This window comes from Arthrobacter sp. 9MFCol3.1 (genome assembly GCF_000620385.1).
In the GTDB taxonomy this organism is placed as follows: domain Bacteria; phylum Actinomycetota; class Actinomycetes; order Actinomycetales; family Micrococcaceae; genus Arthrobacter.
Map to the genome: position 1 here is coordinate 50563 of NZ_KK211132.1, position 15556 is coordinate 66118.

Annotated in this window: 14 protein-coding genes; 3 read left to right on the forward strand and 11 right to left on the reverse strand. The window is 68.0% G+C overall.

All coding sequences use genetic code 11. The features are described from left to right. Position 1 precedes the first annotated feature (1 nt). The 3 genes from C560_RS0120420 to C560_RS0120430 all read right to left on the reverse strand — a co-directional run bounded on the left by C560_RS0120420 (position 2) and on the right by C560_RS0120430 (position 4101). Complete coding sequence (locus tag C560_RS0120420) at positions 2–1102, reverse strand: NADH:flavin oxidoreductase/NADH oxidase (RefSeq protein WP_026539611.1); 1101 nt, start codon at positions 1100–1102, stop codon at positions 2–4. Further along, a complete protein-coding gene (locus C560_RS0120425) occupies positions 1102–2097 on the reverse strand; it encodes a tetratricopeptide repeat protein (protein ID WP_026539612.1) in 996 nt (331 codons plus the stop codon). Before C560_RS0120425 ends, C560_RS0120420 begins: the two co-directional genes overlap by 1 nt. Before the next feature lie 117 nt (positions 2098–2214). Beyond that, positions 2215–4101, reverse strand: coding sequence for a hypothetical protein (locus C560_RS0120430; RefSeq protein WP_051533302.1), 1887 nt, complete (start codon positions 4099–4101; stop codon positions 2215–2217). A gap of 313 nt (positions 4102–4414) precedes the next feature. On the opposite strand from C560_RS0120430, the gene C560_RS0120435 reads away from it, so the two are divergent. After that, the gene (locus C560_RS0120435) at positions 4415–5623 is read left to right on the forward strand and encodes an AI-2E family transporter (RefSeq protein WP_231494410.1); all 1209 of its coding nucleotides are present in this window, start codon (positions 4415–4417) and stop codon (positions 5621–5623) included. 94 nt (positions 5624–5717) lie between these two features. On the opposite strand, the gene C560_RS0120440 is transcribed toward C560_RS0120435, so the two are convergent. Next, positions 5718–6527, reverse strand: coding sequence for an alpha/beta hydrolase (locus C560_RS0120440; RefSeq protein ID WP_026539615.1), 810 nt, complete (start codon positions 6525–6527; stop codon positions 5718–5720). A 10-nt stretch (positions 6528–6537) separates the two neighbouring features. Next, positions 6538–6909, reverse strand: coding sequence for a hypothetical protein (locus C560_RS0120445; RefSeq protein WP_026539616.1), 372 nt, complete (start codon positions 6907–6909; stop codon positions 6538–6540). 82 nt (positions 6910–6991) lie between these two features. On the opposite strand from C560_RS0120445, the gene nucS reads away from it, so the two are divergent. Further along, positions 6992–7687 (forward strand): endonuclease NucS, encoded by a 696-nt coding sequence (gene nucS / locus C560_RS0120450; protein ID WP_026266819.1) that lies wholly within the window; start codon positions 6992–6994, stop codon positions 7685–7687. A 288-nt stretch (positions 7688–7975) separates the two neighbouring features. Further along, entirely contained in the window at positions 7976–8179 is a 204-nt protein-coding gene (locus tag C560_RS0120455; protein WP_011692441.1) for a cold-shock protein, read from the forward strand. A gap of 178 nt (positions 8180–8357) precedes the next feature. Here C560_RS0120455 and C560_RS0120460 read toward each other — a convergent pair whose 3' ends face one another. From C560_RS0120460 to C560_RS0120485, 6 genes are all read right to left on the reverse strand, one after another. Continuing rightward, positions 8358–10880, reverse strand: coding sequence for a bifunctional lysylphosphatidylglycerol flippase/synthetase MprF (locus tag C560_RS0120460; RefSeq protein ID WP_051533306.1), 2523 nt, complete (start codon positions 10878–10880; stop codon positions 8358–8360). An 83-nt stretch (positions 10881–10963) separates the two neighbouring features. After that, a complete protein-coding gene (locus tag C560_RS0120465) occupies positions 10964–12373 on the reverse strand; it encodes an alpha/beta hydrolase (protein WP_026539618.1) in 1410 nt (469 codons plus the stop codon). A 5-nt stretch (positions 12374–12378) separates the two neighbouring features. Beyond that, positions 12379–12810, reverse strand: coding sequence for a DUF2550 domain-containing protein (locus tag C560_RS0120470; RefSeq protein ID WP_026266818.1), 432 nt, complete (start codon positions 12808–12810; stop codon positions 12379–12381). A gap of 10 nt (positions 12811–12820) precedes the next feature. Continuing rightward, positions 12821–13105 (reverse strand): F0F1 ATP synthase subunit epsilon, encoded by a 285-nt coding sequence (locus C560_RS0120475; protein WP_018775711.1) that lies wholly within the window; start codon positions 13103–13105, stop codon positions 12821–12823. Position 13106: 1 nt separating this feature from the next. Beyond that, positions 13107–14561 (reverse strand): F0F1 ATP synthase subunit beta, encoded by a 1455-nt coding sequence (atpD, locus tag C560_RS0120480; protein ID WP_018775710.1) that lies wholly within the window; start codon positions 14559–14561, stop codon positions 13107–13109. A gap of 81 nt (positions 14562–14642) precedes the next feature. Next, a complete protein-coding gene (locus C560_RS0120485) occupies positions 14643–15536 on the reverse strand; it encodes a F0F1 ATP synthase subunit gamma (protein ID WP_018775709.1) in 894 nt (297 codons plus the stop codon). Between the last annotated feature and the right edge of the window lie 20 nt (positions 15537–15556).

The window sequence follows — 15556 nt, forward strand, 5'->3', positions numbered from 1 at the left end:
TCTAGAACGAATGCCGGGGCAGGGCGCGCTCGTACTGCGGCGGCCACGCCAGGTCATGGCCGAGCTCGAACGCGGCCCGCAGCCACCAGTGCGGATCCCGCAGTGCGGCACGGGCGATGAACACGCCGTCGGCCTGGCCGGTGGCCACCGCGTGCTCGGCCTGCCCGGCGGAGGTCAGGAGTCCCACCGTGCCGGTCCTGACCCCGGCTTCGCGCCGGATCCGGGCGGAGAACCCGGTCTGGTAGCCGGGGCCCACGGGAATCTGCTGGTGGGCAACGGCCCCGCCGCTGGAAACGTCCACCAGGTCCACTCCGCGCTCGGCGGCGGCAGCGGCCATCCGGACCGAGGCGTCAGCCTCGATCCCGCCCGGCGCCCAGTCCGAGGCCGAGATCCGCAGCAAAAGGGGCATGGAGTCCGGGATGACCGCGCGGACGGCGTCCACCACAGCAAGCGTCAGCCTGTTCCGGCCCGCCTCGTCGCCGCCCCAGCGGTCCGTGCGGTCGTTGACCAGCGGGCTCTGGAACTGGTGCAGCAGGTAGCCGTGCGCGCCGTGGATTTCGATCGTGTCGAACCCGGTGTCAACGGCCCGCACGGCCGCCGCGGCGAAATCGGCGATCACGCCGTCGATCTGTGCTTCCGTCATGGCCGACGGCGGCGCGTAGCCGTCAAACGCGCCCGTGCCAGGACCGACGGTGTCCCAGCCGCCCTCGGATGCCGGCACGCTGCCCTTCGCGCCGGAGAACGGCCAGTAGGAGGACGCCTTCCGGCCGGCGTGCGCCAGCTGGGTGCCGATCTTGGTCTCCGCGGTGCCGTGGCGGTGCACGAAGACGGTGATGCGTTCCCAGGCCGCGGCCTGGTCGTCGTTGTAGAGGCCGGCGTCGCGGGGGCTGATCCGGCCCGCGGCGTTCACTGAGTTGGCCTCGGTGAGGATCAGGGCCGCTCCCCCGGTGGCAAAGGAGCCCAGGTGCATGAGGTGCCAGTCGGTGGGCACGCCTTCGCCCGTTTCGGGTTCACAGCTGTACTGGCACATCGGGGACACCCAGCCGCGGTGCTGCAGCCGCAGGGACCTCAGATCCAGCGGCGCGAAGAGTGCCGATCCCACTAGAAGAGCACCCGGGCCAGCCCCTGGCGGGCCTTGGCGACGCGCCCGTCACCGGTGCCGACGACGTCGAAGAGTTCCAGCAGCCGGACCCGGGCGGTCTCCCGTTCCGGGCCGAAGTTGCGGCCAATGAACGTCACGATCCGGCCGAGTCCGTCCTCGATGTGGCCGCCGGCGATGTCCAGGTCCGCAACGCCGAGCTGGGCCTCGAGGTTGTCCGGCTCGTCGGCAGCGAGCCGGCGCAGGGCATCCGCCTCGGGCCCGGAGATGGCCTGAAGGCGATCCATCAGTTCCACCTGCGCCAGGCCGGCCTTGGCCTCCGCGTCGGCGGGCATCTCGTTCAGGGCCTGACGGTAGGCGGCGGCCGCGGCCGCGTAGTCGCCGGCCTCGATCGCGTCGAACGCCGCCTGGTGCAGCGGCGGCAACGGCGGTGCCTCCGGTTCCGCACCGCCTGGCCCGCCGGCACCGATCTGTCCGGTCACGCCGTTGGCGGCCGCAACCTTGAGGAGTTCATCGAACAGGCTGCGCACCTGCTGTTCGTCCGCGCCGCCCTGGAAGAGCGGAACGGGCTGGCCCTTGACGACGGCGACGGCGGTCGGCACGGCCTGCACCTGGAACGCCTGGGCAAGTTCCGGGAAGACGTCGATGTCCGCGGCCCCGAGGACCAGCCGGCCGTCGTAGCTCTCTACGATGCCTTCGAGGACGTCCACCAGCTGGCCGGAGCCTGGCGAGTAGGAGGCCCAGAGGGCAATCACCACGGGCACCTGGGCCGAGAGGTCCACGAGCTCCTGGAAGTTGCCCTCGGTCACATCCACGCGCAACGGCCGGCCTGCATGGTCGGCCGGGCGCTCTGCCGGGGCACCGGCGGGGCCGGGGGCTGCAGCGCCGGGTGCGGATGGCGCCGGCCGCTGTTTCAGGGCGGAGAGATCGACGGCGCCGCGCAGGTTCAGCGGGCTGGCGGCTACTGGCGGGACCGGGCGGGAAGCTGGCGTAGTCATAGCTCCACTCTATCCACTACGCCACACGCAGCAACGACCGGGCCGCGATGGCGGCCCGGTCGTCTGCTGTGCTGTGCCCCTGCCGTGATTCTCAGCGGGGGCAGGTTCCTGCGGGGACTACTTGAACTTGGCCCCGACCAGGCCGCGGGTGGCAGCCACGAGCTTCATCGGATCCTTGGAACCGGCCGCCGGAACATAGACAGCCACGGACTCTGCGAAGTCCAGCACCATGCCGGTGCTGGTCTCCTTGCCGCCGGCCAGGGCGGCCGCGTCGTCGCCGATAGTGAGCTTGTCCCCGTCGGCCTTCGGAGTGCCGTCGAACGAGAAGTTCAGCCGGCCCAGGACCAGGGCCCCGCCGTCAGCGGTACGGAACACGACAGTGTTGTCCGCGGCCGCCTTGTGGGTGAAGGCGAAGGTGCCGTTGACGCCTGATTTGACGACGTCGGCCTGGTAGGCGAGTGTGTCCGCGATGTACGGGGAGGACTGGCCTTCGACGAGCTTGTCCTTGAACGTGGAGTCGGCCTTGGTCAGGCGGTCACCGAGCCCGGCGAGGGCTTCGTCGCCGCTGTACGCGAGTCCGGTCTTGTCCGCGGGCGCCAGCGTCTCCGTGCCGGCCCGCCCGATCCCCGGGAAGGTGGCACCCGGCTGCAGCGGGGTGCTGCTGACCAGCTTGTAGTTCTCCCGCGGGGAGGCCTGGGTGAGGGTCAGCAGCTGCGGGACGACGTTGCCCTCGCCCTGCGTGACGGCCATGACCGAGCGCGGCCAGCTGCGCTTGTTGGTGACCACCGTGGTCAGCAGCTTGGTGGAGCGGACAGGCATCCGTGCCTCGTAGGAGCCGACCTGCGAGCGGATCTTGTAGTTCTGTGTGCGCACCTGGAGTTCGGACTTGGCCACCCGGGGCGCCAGCTTTGCGGCGTCCTTGGCAGCGTCTCCGGCATCGACGGCACCGGCAACCTGTTCCAGGACGCGGCGGAACTGCGCGTCCAGCAGCACCGGGGCATCGCCGGTCTGGCCCTCAGCGGAACTGCCCGGCGTCGCGCCGTCGGCGGCCGGGGCGCTGGAGGCCGGGGCACTGGGCGACGGCGTCTGGCTGGCCTGGGCGGCCACAGACGTTCCGGCGACGGCAGCCGCGGTCAGCACGGCGACCACGATGCCGGAACGGCGAGCGGTGCCGGCACCCTTCTTCTGACCGGCCGCTGCTTTCTCCGGCGCGGTTTTCTCCGGCGTGGCTTTCTCCGGAACTGCCTTCTCGGGGGTGGCCGGCTGCGGTGCAGTCTCGGGGGCTGCGGTCTCCTGGGTGCCTGCTGCCGGGCCCTGATCCCCGCGGCGTGCCGCGGCCTTGGCCTGCGCGCGGCGGGCGAACGTGCTGCCGCCGCCGCCGTTGCCTGACCGGTTGCCTGACTTCGGCTTGAGGACCAGCAGCGCCCCGCCGGCGATGATCAGCAGGCCGCCGAGCACCATGAGCGGAATGGCCCAGGGCGTGGAGGTGTCGTTCGGGAAAGTCATCGTGATGGAGCTCGGGGCGGGCTTGGTGCCGTCCGCCGCGAGGAGGAGGGACCAGTCGCCGTCGGCCGGCGCGTTCCACGAGTAGTCCATCTCGCCGGTGGCGTTCTCGGTGGTGACCCAAAGATCCGATCCGGCGGGCGACGGCGCGGTAGCTTCGCCGTCGGTATGCGTCAGCTGCAGCGCCTTGCCGTCCTCCGAGACGCCGTCGACGGTGTTGTGGGCCGTCTTACCCACCCAGGCGTCGACGTCGTCCGGCCGTCCCGCGGCCAGCAGGAAGGCCCCTTCACCCTTGACCTGGATCTTCACGGTCCCGGGGTGCAGAGTCCTCAGCTTCTCCTCGAAGACGGTCAGCGGCGCGGCCGTGCCGGCCGGAGCGGTGGCCGTAATCGTCTCCGGGGGAGCCCAAAACGTCTTCTGGCCGATCCCGGCCAGGAGTGTCAGGAGGCCGAGCAGCACCAGGGCGACTGCAGTCTTGAAACGCAAAATACTACCTATCATCAGCGGACAGTTAGCTTCAATAGTAACCATTTTGTTACCCGCGAGTCAGATCGGGGACCCGGGCGGCCCCCGTAAGCGGTGCCGGCGGGGGCGTCCCGCCCTTGAGCTGACAAGCCTGCTGATAGTGTTTGCGGTGATCATCACACCAGTGCCGCCTGTGTGGCGCCGCAAGGAATTAAGGGCATTCAACGCAGTGACTGAACATACGGATTCGTCCTCCGCCGGACCAATAGAAGCGCAGGAGTCCGGCAGCCAGGAACCCGGCCCCGAGCAGCCCGCTTCCAGTCCCCGGCCCACAACCTCCCGCCCCCGGATTGCCGCGGCAAATGTCCTGCTGTCCGCGGCCCGGCGCCTGCGCCAGCCCCTGCCGGGAGCCCAGCCGAGAATCCGCTTCGAGATGCCCCCGGAGCATGAGGCTGTTGCCGGGGCCGGGGACGAGGAGACGTCCGCGGCCGATGCCCGCTTCGGCAGTCCCGGTCCACGCATGTCGGCCCAGCACCCCCTGTACATGGGCTTCATGGGCACGGTCGGAGTCGGCTTCGCCCTCCTGGTCTACTGGATCGGTTCGAACACGACGCAGCTGCTCTTGTGGATCGTCACGGCGCTCTTCATCACCCTCGGCCTGGACCCGGTGGTGCGCTGGCTCGAACACCGGAATGTCCCCCGCGCCGCCGGCATCCTCCTGTCCGTGTCCACCCTGGCCGTGGGAGTCGCCGCTTTTTTTGCCACCCTGATCCCCACGATCGTGCAGCAGGTGACGCAGATCGTGCAGCAGGCGCCCAAGTGGGTCCAGGACTTCATCGACTCGGAATTCTTCCGGAGCGTTGACAGCCAGTTCGGCATCCGGGACCGCATCAGCCAGGAGCTGGAGAAGTTCGTCAACAACCCGGACGCCATGGGCGGCATCTTCGGCGGCGTGGTGGGCTTCGGCTCCACCGTGGCAAACGGGCTGTTCGGCGCGCTGATCGTGCTGGTCCTGAGCCTGTACTTCCTCGGCGCCCTGCCTGCGATGAAAAAATGGGGCTACCGGCTCGCGCCGCGGTCGCGGCGGGCCCGGGTAGAAGCCCTGTCCGAGGAAATCACCGGTTCGGTGGGCAACTACGTAATCGGCCAGGCCGCGGTGGCAGTGCTGAACGCGACCTTCGCCTTCATCGTGATGTCGATTATCGGGGTTCCGTTCGCCACGCTGCTGGCATTCGTGGTGGCCTTGCTGGCGTTCATCCCGCTGGTGGGCGGCATGATTGCCGGGTTCCTGGTGACGCTCGTGGCACTGACCGCCGGCTGGCAGACGGCGCTTGTCTTCGCCATTTGCTATTTCGCCTACCTCCAGTTCGAGGCGTACTTCATCTCGCCGCGGATCATGCAGAAGGCCGTGGCGGTGCCGGGCGCCGTCGCCGTCATCTCCGTGATCGCCGGCGGCAGCCTGCTGGGCGTCCTGGGAGCCCTGATCGCCATTCCCACGGCGGCGGCGATCATGTTGCTGGTCAAGGAAATCCTCATCGCCCGCCAGGACAGCCGCTAACCGGTTTCCGCGCAGAAAAAGGACAGCCGCACCGTGGATCCCCGGTGCGGCTGTCCTTTTTCGGCGCGGTTTCTCTTTTTGCGGTGTTACCGGCTCAGGCGTGTGCCGTGGCGACCGGCCCGTCCCATTCCTGCGGCAGCACCGTTCCGGCACCGCCTGCGGCTCCGCCGGGGATGACCTCGTCCACGATTTCGTTGAGCACCCGCCCGGCGTACTTCTCCCCCACCCACAGGTGCTTGGCGCCGTCGACCCCCAGCACCTGTGCCTGCGGCACCAGCGCGAACCTCGCGGCCGCAGCCGCCGGCTGCAGGTAGTCGTCGTGCTCCGGGACCAGGACCTTCAGCGGCTTGCCGGACCCGGCCCACTCCTTCAGGTGCACGTCCGTGGCCCGGTGCAGCGGGGGCGAGAGCAGCACGGCCCCCTCGATTTCCGAGGCAACGGGCTCGGCGGCGCCGTACATCAGGGCCAGCTCGGTGCCGAAGGACCAGCCCACCAGCCACCGGTTCGGCAGGCCCCGGTCCACGGCGAACTGCACGGCGGCCTCGACGTCGAGACGCTCGCCGATGCCTTCCTCGAAGGCTCCCCCGCTGGTCCCCCGCGGCGACGACGTGCCGCGCGTGTTGAAGCGCAGGACGGCGATGCCGGCGAGGGCGGGCAGCCGGTAGGAGGCCTTGCGGTAGAGGTGTGAATCCATGAAGCCGCCGTGCGTCGGCAGCGGGTGAAGCGTGATGAGTGTTGCCTTGATCCCGCCGGATTCCGGGAGGGCGAGCTCGCCCACCAGCCGGTGTCCGTCCGACGTGCGGAGTTCGACGTTCTCGCGGCGGGCCGGCAGGACGGTGGAAGCGCGGATGGCAGTGGGAGCAGAGGGCTGGGTGAAGACGTACGACGCGGGATCAAAGCTCATGCTGACCAGCTTAGCGATACCGGTAGCTCCGCGAAGTCCAGCAGTTGCTGTGCCAGTGGCGCCGTTCGGCGATACCCGCGGCGGCGCCAAAGAGGTGGTCCTCGGACCAGACCACCAGGTGCGCGATCCCCGGCAGCACGGCGGTGGAGCAGCCCGGGCAGATGTAGGTCTTCTCGGCACGGCCCGCGGTGATGGGGCGGACCATCCATTCGCCGTCCGGTGCGCTCTCCCGGCGGGCGAACCCTGAGCGGGCGCGCTCCAGGTCAAGTTCAGGTGCCGGGCCGTGCTTGGCTCCACCGGCTTTGCTCTTTCCGGGCGCTGCGCCCTTGCCGGAGCCTGTCTTCGCAGAGCCGGCGCGGCGGGGTCGGTTGGAACGGGGCATGCCTCCATTCTGCCCCAGTCCGGCGGCCGCTCCTTGCCTCCCCCGCCACGCCGCCGCCCGTGCAGGCGGTAGAGTGGACCGGGTGCGTTTAGTCATAGCCCGCTGCTCCGTTGATTACGTCGGCCGCCTCAAAGCCCACCTGCCGCTGGCCACCAGGCTGTTGCTGGTGAAGGCCGACGGTTCGGTCCTGGTCCATTCCGACGGCGGGTCCTACAAGCCGCTGAACTGGATGAGCCCTCCTGCGTCACTGCGGGTCTCCACACCGGATGAGGTCGACGTCGAGGTCGGCGTCGTCGAGCAGTGGACGGTCCAGTCGGCCAAGACCGATGACCGGCTCATCATCAACATCCACGAGCAGCTGCACGACACCTCCCACGAACTGGGCCAGGACCCGGGCCTGATCAAGGACGGCGTCGAGGCGGACCTCCAGCGGCTCCTGGCCGCCCAGATCGAACTGCTCGGCACCGGGTTCTCGCTGATCCGCCGGGAGTATTTCACCGCGATCGGCCCCGTGGACATCCTGGCCCGGGACGCGGATGGCGCCACCGTGGCCATTGAGCTCAAGCGCCGGGGCGACATCGACGGCGTCGAGCAGCTCACCCGGTACCTGGAACTGCTGAACCGGGACCCGCTGCTGGCCCCGGTCCGGGGAATCTTCGCAGCCCAGCAGATCAAGCCGCAGGCCAAGGTCCTCGCCAAGGACCGCGGAATCGACTGCGTCACCCTGGACTACGACGCCATGCGCGGCGTTGACGACAGCGAATCCCGGCTCTTTTAAGCACCCCGCGGCAGGCTTTCCGCGGCGACGATTCGCGTTAAGCCGTTCTTTGCACAATTTTTATGCAATTCTTCCGTCCGCCCGTTGACCTGACGCAAGTGTCATGAAATTCTTATACAAGTCTTTGTGTAGGTGTTTTTCATGCTCGCAAGACATGTTGCGAGCGTGAAGCTCCTGCCGCCACGGTCCGTGAATCCGGTTCTGTTGCCAAAGGTTCTTCTCGCAGAGTGACCAAGTCCGGTGCGAAGTGCGCCGGATTTATTCAAGATCCACAATGAGGAGAAACAAATGGCTCAGGGAACCGTCAAGTGGTTCAACGCAGAAAAGGGCTTCGGCTTCATCACCCCGGATGACTCCGATGGCGATGTCTTCGTTCACTACTCCGAGATCCAGACCGGTGGCTTCAAGACCCTCGACGAGAACCAGCGTGTTCAGTTCGAGATCGGCCAGGGCGCCAAGGGCCCCCAGGCCACCGGCGTAACGCTGGTCTAGCCTCCCGTCGCGAAGTGCTTTAGGGCATTTCCGCACAAGGAATGATCCCCGGCATTTGTGCCGGGGATCATTTTTTTGTGCATTCTTGGGCGCGGCGTTTCAGGTCCTCCGCATTGGCCCGGATGCATTCTTCAGCCGAATTGCGCACTCACGCCGGGCACTAATCCGCCGGCCCCGCCTAACGCACCAACGTGCGCAGCAGGCGGGCGCTTTGCCGGACGGACAACCCGGGAAGGTATGCGCGGCTCAGGGCCCGGCCCATCGCGGGCAATTGCAACGGATCCTGGTAGTAGAGGTACAGCGTGCGGTAGTCCGGTTTGAAACGCGACTTGAAGGTTGCCAGCGAACGGAAGCCGTAGACGGGTTCCAGGGCCCGGCCCACGACGTCCAGGATCCCGGCCAGCCCCTCCGGCCCGGCGTCGCTGCCGGCGTCGCTGTCCCCGGAGTCGCTGCCGCCGGCGACGTCTCCGTCACGGTCCTTCGCCAGCGGCGAGCCGGACAGGGAGATCACCTCAACCGTGCGCTTGAGCTCCAGCACGGCGGACGCGATGAGGAACTCCATGACACCCGGGAACGCGTCCCCGCGCCGGCGCATGAAGTCCAGGGTCCAGCTCACGAGCTGTCCGTCCGCGTATACCGGCAGCCAGCTCGTGACGCCCTGCACGCGTCCGTCGGCGTCCACCGCCAGGCAGCACAGCACCTCGTCGTCGTCGAGCTCGTCGATGCTGCCGAGCGTGAAGCCCATCTCCGGCACGTGCTTTTGTGCCGCCCATTCTTCGGAAACCTCGCTGAGCTGGGTCCGCAGCGGGGCCGGGAAGTCGCTGTAGCGCCCCCACACGGCCTGGACACCGGTCTTCGCGGCCCGGTTCAGGGCCGTGCGGACGTTCTGCCATTCCTTGCCCTTGAACTCCAGTTCGCGCACGGCGAGCCTGGTTTCCTGGGCCACGGCCACGCGGCGGAATCCGCGGGCCCGGAGCATCGGCCAGAGCCCGGCGGTGCAGGAGTAGAAACACGGGATCAGGGCGTGTTCGGCGCAGTAGCGCATGAAACCCGCCGCGGTCTCCTCGCGGAGGGCGGCGGGGCCGAACGGGCCCGCCAGCGTCAGGGCCACGTTGCCGTGCTGCTGGTAGGCCACGCCGCCGCGCCGGTCCGGCGTAAACCAGTATTTGTTCGGTTCCCAGAGCGCCATCCAGGACAGTGAGTCCCCGCCCTGGCGGATCAGGTCTCGGGCCGTGTCCCGGTCCCCGGAACCGACGTCGGTGCTGTTCAGTCCGGTACCGTGCAGCCGCCGCCGCAGCACCAGCCAGACAGCCGCCAGGGCCACCCCCCAGAAGATGATGCCGGCGTAGGCGAACAGGAAGGACTCCACGGCGTTACGGTTCTGGAACAGCCGGCTGTAGGCGCCCGGAATGGGCAGCGGCAGGTACTGCCGGGCAAGTTCCGCAGCGAGGCCCAGCACTCCCCCGTCGCGGTCCATTCCGCCGGCGGCGAGCCAGGCCACCGCGTAGGCCCCGGCGAGCACCAGCCAGGTGCCGCCGACCACGAGGCCCAGGATCCGTCGGGCCTGCGGAGCCGTCTCCACGCGGAACTGCCGGCGGTTAAGCCAGAGCAGCACAGCGAGCAGCAACGGGACGGCGACGAGCGGAAGGACGTGGACGAAGCCGGAGCCCATCACAGCCGTGTGCGGCCGGTTGGGGTAGTGCGGAATGCGGGCGAACAGGGCCAGGTACACGGCTGCCAGGGCTGTCACGCCGAGCTGGACGATGATGGCGATCCGCAGGGCCAGGCGGCGGCCCTGCCGCATGCCGTCCGCACAGATCAACAGCAGGACCACCGGGACAACTGCCAGCGCGAGGCCCAGCGGACCGGCGAGTCCGGCCCGGCCGGCCTCCAGGCAGCTGACGTCAACCGTTCCGCCGCAGTTTTGCTCCAGCTGGCCCAGCGTGGGCAGCGGGTTCAGCACGACGTCGCGCAACAGGGCCAGGGGCCCGGTGGGGCTGCTGACAGCGGCCGTGAGGATCGGCCCCACCGCGAAGATCGCGACTGTGAGCGCCAGCAGGTTGCGTGTTTCGCGTCCCGTTGAACGGTGCCGGTGCAGGGTCCCCCGGTCGCCCTGGATCCACCAGCCCGCGGCCAGGCCGGCAAGGGCGCCGGCGAGCCCCACAACCGTCTCCGGGTGCCCGACGTAGAGCACCAGCAGCAGGGACGCGGACAGGACGGCGGTCCGCAGCCTGCGTTGCCACAGCGTGGGCAGCAGCCCGCTGGCGGCCAGTGCCACGGCCAGGATGGCGGCGTAGGGGCCGATCAGCCGGGCGTTGACCATGAGCCCCAGCCAGCCGTCGCCAAGATACCGGGCCAGCTGGGTGACCAGCAGGAACACCGTCACAGCAGCGAACTGGCCGACAAAGAAGAACACGGCCGTCCGCAGCGTCCCCAGATGCCGTTCAGCGAGCCCCAGCAGCAGGAGGATCATCAGGGACGCGGCGAGGTAGGCCAGCAGGTTGGTGGCGAAGAACAACGACGTGAACAAGGACCACCAGTGCCCCGCCTTCAGCCCGGCAGCGTTCACGGACGCGATGGGCAGCAGAGCGTCGGGCGGGCCCGACAGGAAGCTGCCGGTGACGGCCCCGGCACCGAGGAAGACCGCGAGGACCGCCAGCGTGAAGGGTACGGCACGGAAGTGCGCCAGCGTCCGGCGCATGCCCTGGCGCCAGACGCCCTGCAACGGCGGGGCCTCCGGCCCAGGGCCCGCCGCGGTCCGGGGGCTGCCGGTCTTGGATTGGCTCATGGCGCGATCCCCCAGCGCCGGGCCAGGAAGTCCAGGCCGCCGGGAAGGCCGCCGGATGCCACGTCCCAGGAGTGCCCCGCGTTGGCGATCCGGTGTGTTTCGACGCTGAACCCGGCCCGGCGGGCCGCCGCGGAGAGCACGTCCATGTAGCCGGTGAACTGCGGGTCGCGGTCCCCGGCGGCGAAGTACACGCCGTGGCCCTCGAAGCGGTTTTCCGCCATGACGCGCAGCGGGGTCAGCCGGTCGAAGGCCCCGGTGTCGGCGCCGAAGGAGGCCTCGATGGTCCTGGCACGCAGCTTCGCGAGGGCCGGCTCCTCCTCGCTGGAGAAAGCCAGGGCGGCGGTGTAGACGTCAGGATGCCGCGTGAGCATCTGCATGGCGCACGTGCCGCCGAAGGAGAAGCCGCCCGCGGCCCACTGCCGGGGATCCGGGTCGACGTCGAGCGTGCGGTTGATCCAGTCCGGCACGTCCCGCGCCAGGAAGGTGTCCGCCCGGGCAATCCGGCTGTCGAGGCACAGCGTGTTTCCCGACGGCGAGCCGTTGGGATCGACCACCACGGTTACGGGCGCCACCCCGGCGTGCTCCGCGGCGAAGCGGTCCAGCCGGCTCCGGAGTGCGCCGCCGGTCAGCCAGTCGGCGGGGTTGCCCGGCTGGCCGGAAAAGAGGACCAGCACCGGCAGCGCGGGCCGGGGCGAACTCAGGTAGGCCGGGGGGAGATAGATGTAGGCGTCCCGGCTCTGGAAGCCGGAGACGGTGCCGGGGATGACCGCCTTGCGGATGACGCCGTCGGGAAGGTGGGCCGGTGCCTGCCAGTGGGCCAGCCCGGTGGCGGCGGGGACACCGGCGGCGCGCGTCAGGTCCGCCTCGAGCGGCTGGATCCGGGCGACGGCGGATCCGGTGAGGTCGCCGACAGTGTGGTTCAGGCCAAAGTAGATGTTGATCTGGACGGCGGACAGCGCGAGGACGGCCAGGAAGGCCGCCGTGGCTGCAGCGCTTGAACGCCAGCGGTGGGGGCCGCCCCCTCCGCGGCCCCAGAGTCCCAGCAGGCGCATGAGCCACAGGAGCAGGGCGGCGACGCCGGCAACGGACCAGGCGAGGCTCTCCCCCGGCAGTTCGGCAGGGAAGACCGGGACGGCATAGAGCAGGAACCAGTGCACGGCCGCGACGAGCGCGGCGGCGATCAGGGTCACGGCAGCCGCGACGGCCACGGCCGCGCCGGGCGGCCGGCGGCCGGTGTGCGCAAAACCGGTGTGCGCAAAACCGGTGCGCGCAAGCCCGGTGCGCCGAAAACCCGTGCGCAGGATGGCGGCGTGCCAGAGGAGGTAGGCCAGGCCCGCCACGGCGGCAGCCCACGCGAGCCACACCACCGGGCCGTCGACCAGGCTGAGGCCATCGACGTAGTCCACCGGGACTAGCGCCAGGTGCCGACGCCGATAACGGGTCCGGCCTCAAGCCAGGATGACAACCCCGTGTAGGCATCGAAGCGCATGGCGAGGAGGACCTGCTGCCCCTCGTAGCGGAGCTCCACGATCACGGCGTCGGGCTGGACCTTGAGGAGCTCGGATTCGGTGGGCTTGCGCCGGCCAAGCAGCTCCAGCGAGCTGCGCCGGAAAGTGTGCTTGGGCCGGACGCTGAGTGAGACCAGGCGGAACCACTCGAGGTCGTTGTCCTGATAACGACAAACCCCCATCTGCCAGCTCTTTCCAGCCGTGCAGATGGAGGCGTCCACCGTGCCGAGGGCGCGCCGCAGATTGAAGCGGCGCACCCCCGAAAGGCACAGTGCAAATACCAGCAACGCAAACGCAGTTGCCAGGACGATGAACGGCAAACCAATATCGTTCATCAAGGTCGTGCTAGCGGATCCCCGCAGTAGCCGCTTCGCCCATTTGGGCGTTGTCAGCAACAATGACCACCCTGTTGTTGTCGACAGAGAAGAATCCCCCGTCAACAACTACAGCGATGCGGTCACCGGATACCGGCTCGATTGCCAGCTCACCTTCGGCCAGAATCGCCAGCAGGGGCGAGTGGCCGGGCAGGATTCCGATTTCACCATCGCTGGTGCGGGCCTTGACCATCTTGGCCGCTCCGGACCACACGAAGTGGTCCGCTGCGACAATCTCAACCTCAAGCTCAGCCATATTACTTGGTCTGTTCCTGGATCTTGGCCCACTGGCGCTCGACGTCGTCCAGGCCGCCGACGTTGAAGAACGCCTGCTCTGCAACGTGGTCAAGGTCGCCGTCGCAGATAGCGGTGAAGCCTTCAACAGTGTCCTTGATGGACACGGTGGAGCCTTCGACGCCGGTGAACTGCTTGGCGGTGTAGGTGTTCTGCGAGAGGAACTGCTGGATGCGGCGTGCACGCGACACGACGATCTTGTCTTCTTCAGAGAGTTCGTCAACGCCGAGGATGGCGATGATGTCCTGAAGTTCCTTGTTCTTCTGCAGGATCTGCTTGACGCGGACGGCCGTGTTGTAGTGGTCGTGGCCGATGTACTGCGGATCTAGGATGCGGGAGGTCGACGTCAGCGGGTCAACGGCCGGGTACAGACCACGGGAGGCGATTTCACGGGAAAGTTCCGTGGTCGCGTCGAGGTGTGCGAAGGTCGTGGCCGGAGCCGGGTCGGTGTAGTCATCTGCGGGGACGTAGATGGCCTGCATCGAGGTGATGGAGTGGCCCTTGGTGGACGTGATGCGCTCCTGGAGGAGACCCATCTCGTCAGCCAGGTTGGGCTGGTAGCCCACGGCCGACGGCATGCGGCCGAGGAGGGTGGAAACCTCGGAGCCTGCCTGGGTGAAGCGGAAGATGTTGTCGATGAAGAGCAGCACGTCCTGGTTCTGCACATCGCGGAAGTACTCCGCCATGGTCAGGGCGGACAGTGCAACGCGCAGACGCGTTCCCGGCGGCTCGTCCATCTGGCCGAACACAAGGGCGGTGTCCTTGAGGACGCCGGCCTCTTCCATTTCGACCCAGAGGTCGTTACCTTCACGGGTACGCTCGCCGACGCCGGCGAACACCGAGGTGCCACCGAAGTTGCGGGCCACACGGGTGATCATTTCCTGGATCAGCACGGTCTTGCCGACGCCGGCACCACCGAACAGGCCGATCTTGCCACCCTTGATGTACGGGGTGAGGAGGTCGATCACCTTGATGCCGGTCTCCAGCATCTCGGTGGAGCCTTCCAGGGTCGCGAAGGCCGGGGCCTTGCGGTGGATAGGCCAGCGTTCGCTGATCTGGAGTTCGGACTCGGCAACGTCAAGGGGCTGGCCCAGCACGTTGAAGATGTGGCCCTTGACGCCGTCGCCCACGGGCACGGAGATCGGGGCGCCGGTGTCCACCACGTTGGTACCGCGGACAAGTCCGTCGGTGGCCTGGAGGGAGATGGCACGGATCAGGTTGTCACCCAGGTGCAGGGCAACCTCGAACGTGATGGTTCGGGTCTCACCGTTGAGAGTGATCTCGGTGGTGAGTGCGTTGTAAATCGAGGGGATTGCGTCAGCCGGGAATTCGACGTCGACAACCGGGCCAATAACACGTGCAATACGACCGGTAGCACCGGACGTTGCGGCTACGTGATCGGTAGCAGTGGCAGTCATCTCTCTCACTTCACTCAGTAGATGGCGTGGGGTTAAGTTTATCTTTTGGTGCAGGTACAGCTGGATCCGGGCTCGTGCTGGCTAGGACGCGGACAACGCGTCGGCACCGGCAACGATTTCGGAAAGCTCCTGCGTAATTTCAGCCTGACGGGCAGTGTTGCGCAGACGCGTGTACTTCTTGATGAGATCCGTCGCGTTGTCGCCGGCGGACTTCATCGCACGCTGGCGGGCTGCGAGCTCGGAAGCTGCTGCCTGCAACATGGCGGCGAAGATACGTGATTCGATGTAGCGCGGCAGCAGGGCATCGAGGACCTGCTCCGTTTCCGGCTCGAATTCGTAGAGGGGCAGCAGGTCCGATTCGGACGCGGCCTTCTCTTCGACAACCTCGAGCGGCAGCAGACGGACGACCGTCGGCTCCTGGGTCACCATCGACTTGAAGCGGGTGTAGACGACGTGGATTTCGTCGACGCCGCCCTCTTCGTAGGCGGTAGCGAATTCGGCCAGCAGTGCTTCACTGACTTCGCGGGCGGTCGCAAACTCCGGTGCATCCGTGTTGCCGGTCCATACGCGAGCGTATTCACGGTTCCGGAAGTCGAAGTACGCCTGCGCCTTGCGGCCGACCAGGAACGTCTTGACTTCCTTGCCTTCCCCGTGGAGCAGCTCGTTGAGGCCTTCGGCCTGCTTGAGGACACTCGCCGAGTAAGATCCCGCGAGGCCACGGTCCGAGGTGATGACCAGGACGGCGGCCCGGCGGATCTGCGCCGGCTCGGTGACCAGCGGGTGGTCGATTTCGCTCTGGCTTGCGACAGCAGAAACGGCACGCGTGATCGCGTTCGCGTAAGGCAGTGAAGCTGCTACGCGTGCGCGGGCCTTGCCGATGCGCGAGGTAGCGATCAGTTCCATCGCCTTGAAGATCTTGCGCATCGACGTCGTCGAGCTGATCTTCTGGCGGTAGACCCGGATCTGGGCTCCCATACTTATCCTTTCCTAAGATC

Bases quoted from the DNA above. Each gene is read 5' to 3' on its own strand.
- C560_RS0120440 (WP_026539615.1), bottom strand. From the start codon at position 6,527: ATGAGCTTTGATCCCGCGTCGTACGTCTTCACCCAGCCCTCTGCTCCC.
- C560_RS0120445 (WP_026539616.1), bottom strand. From the start codon at position 6,909: ATGCCCCGTTCCAACCGACCCCGCCGCGCCGGCTCTGCGAAGACAGGC.
- C560_RS0120455 (WP_011692441.1), top strand. From the start codon at position 7,976: ATGGCTCAGGGAACCGTCAAGTGGTTCAACGCAGAAAAGGGCTTCGGC.
- C560_RS0120425 (WP_026539612.1), bottom strand. From the start codon at position 2,097: ATGACTACGCCAGCTTCCCGCCCGGTCCCGCCAGTAGCCGCCAGCCCG.
- C560_RS0120485 (WP_018775709.1), bottom strand. From the start codon at position 15,536: ATGGGAGCCCAGATCCGGGTCTACCGCCAGAAGATCAGCTCGACGACG.
- C560_RS0120470 (WP_026266818.1), bottom strand. From the start codon at position 12,810: ATGAACGATATTGGTTTGCCGTTCATCGTCCTGGCAACTGCGTTTGCG.
- atpD (WP_018775710.1), bottom strand. From the start codon at position 14,561: ATGACTGCCACTGCTACCGATCACGTAGCCGCAACGTCCGGTGCTACC.
- C560_RS0120460 (WP_051533306.1), bottom strand. From the start codon at position 10,880: ATGCGCCGGACGCTGGCGCACTTCCGTGCCGTACCCTTCACGCTGGCG.
- C560_RS0120430 (WP_051533302.1), bottom strand. From the start codon at position 4,101: ATGATAGGTAGTATTTTGCGTTTCAAGACTGCAGTCGCCCTGGTGCTG.
- C560_RS0120475 (WP_018775711.1), bottom strand. From the start codon at position 13,105: ATGGCTGAGCTTGAGGTTGAGATTGTCGCAGCGGACCACTTCGTGTGG.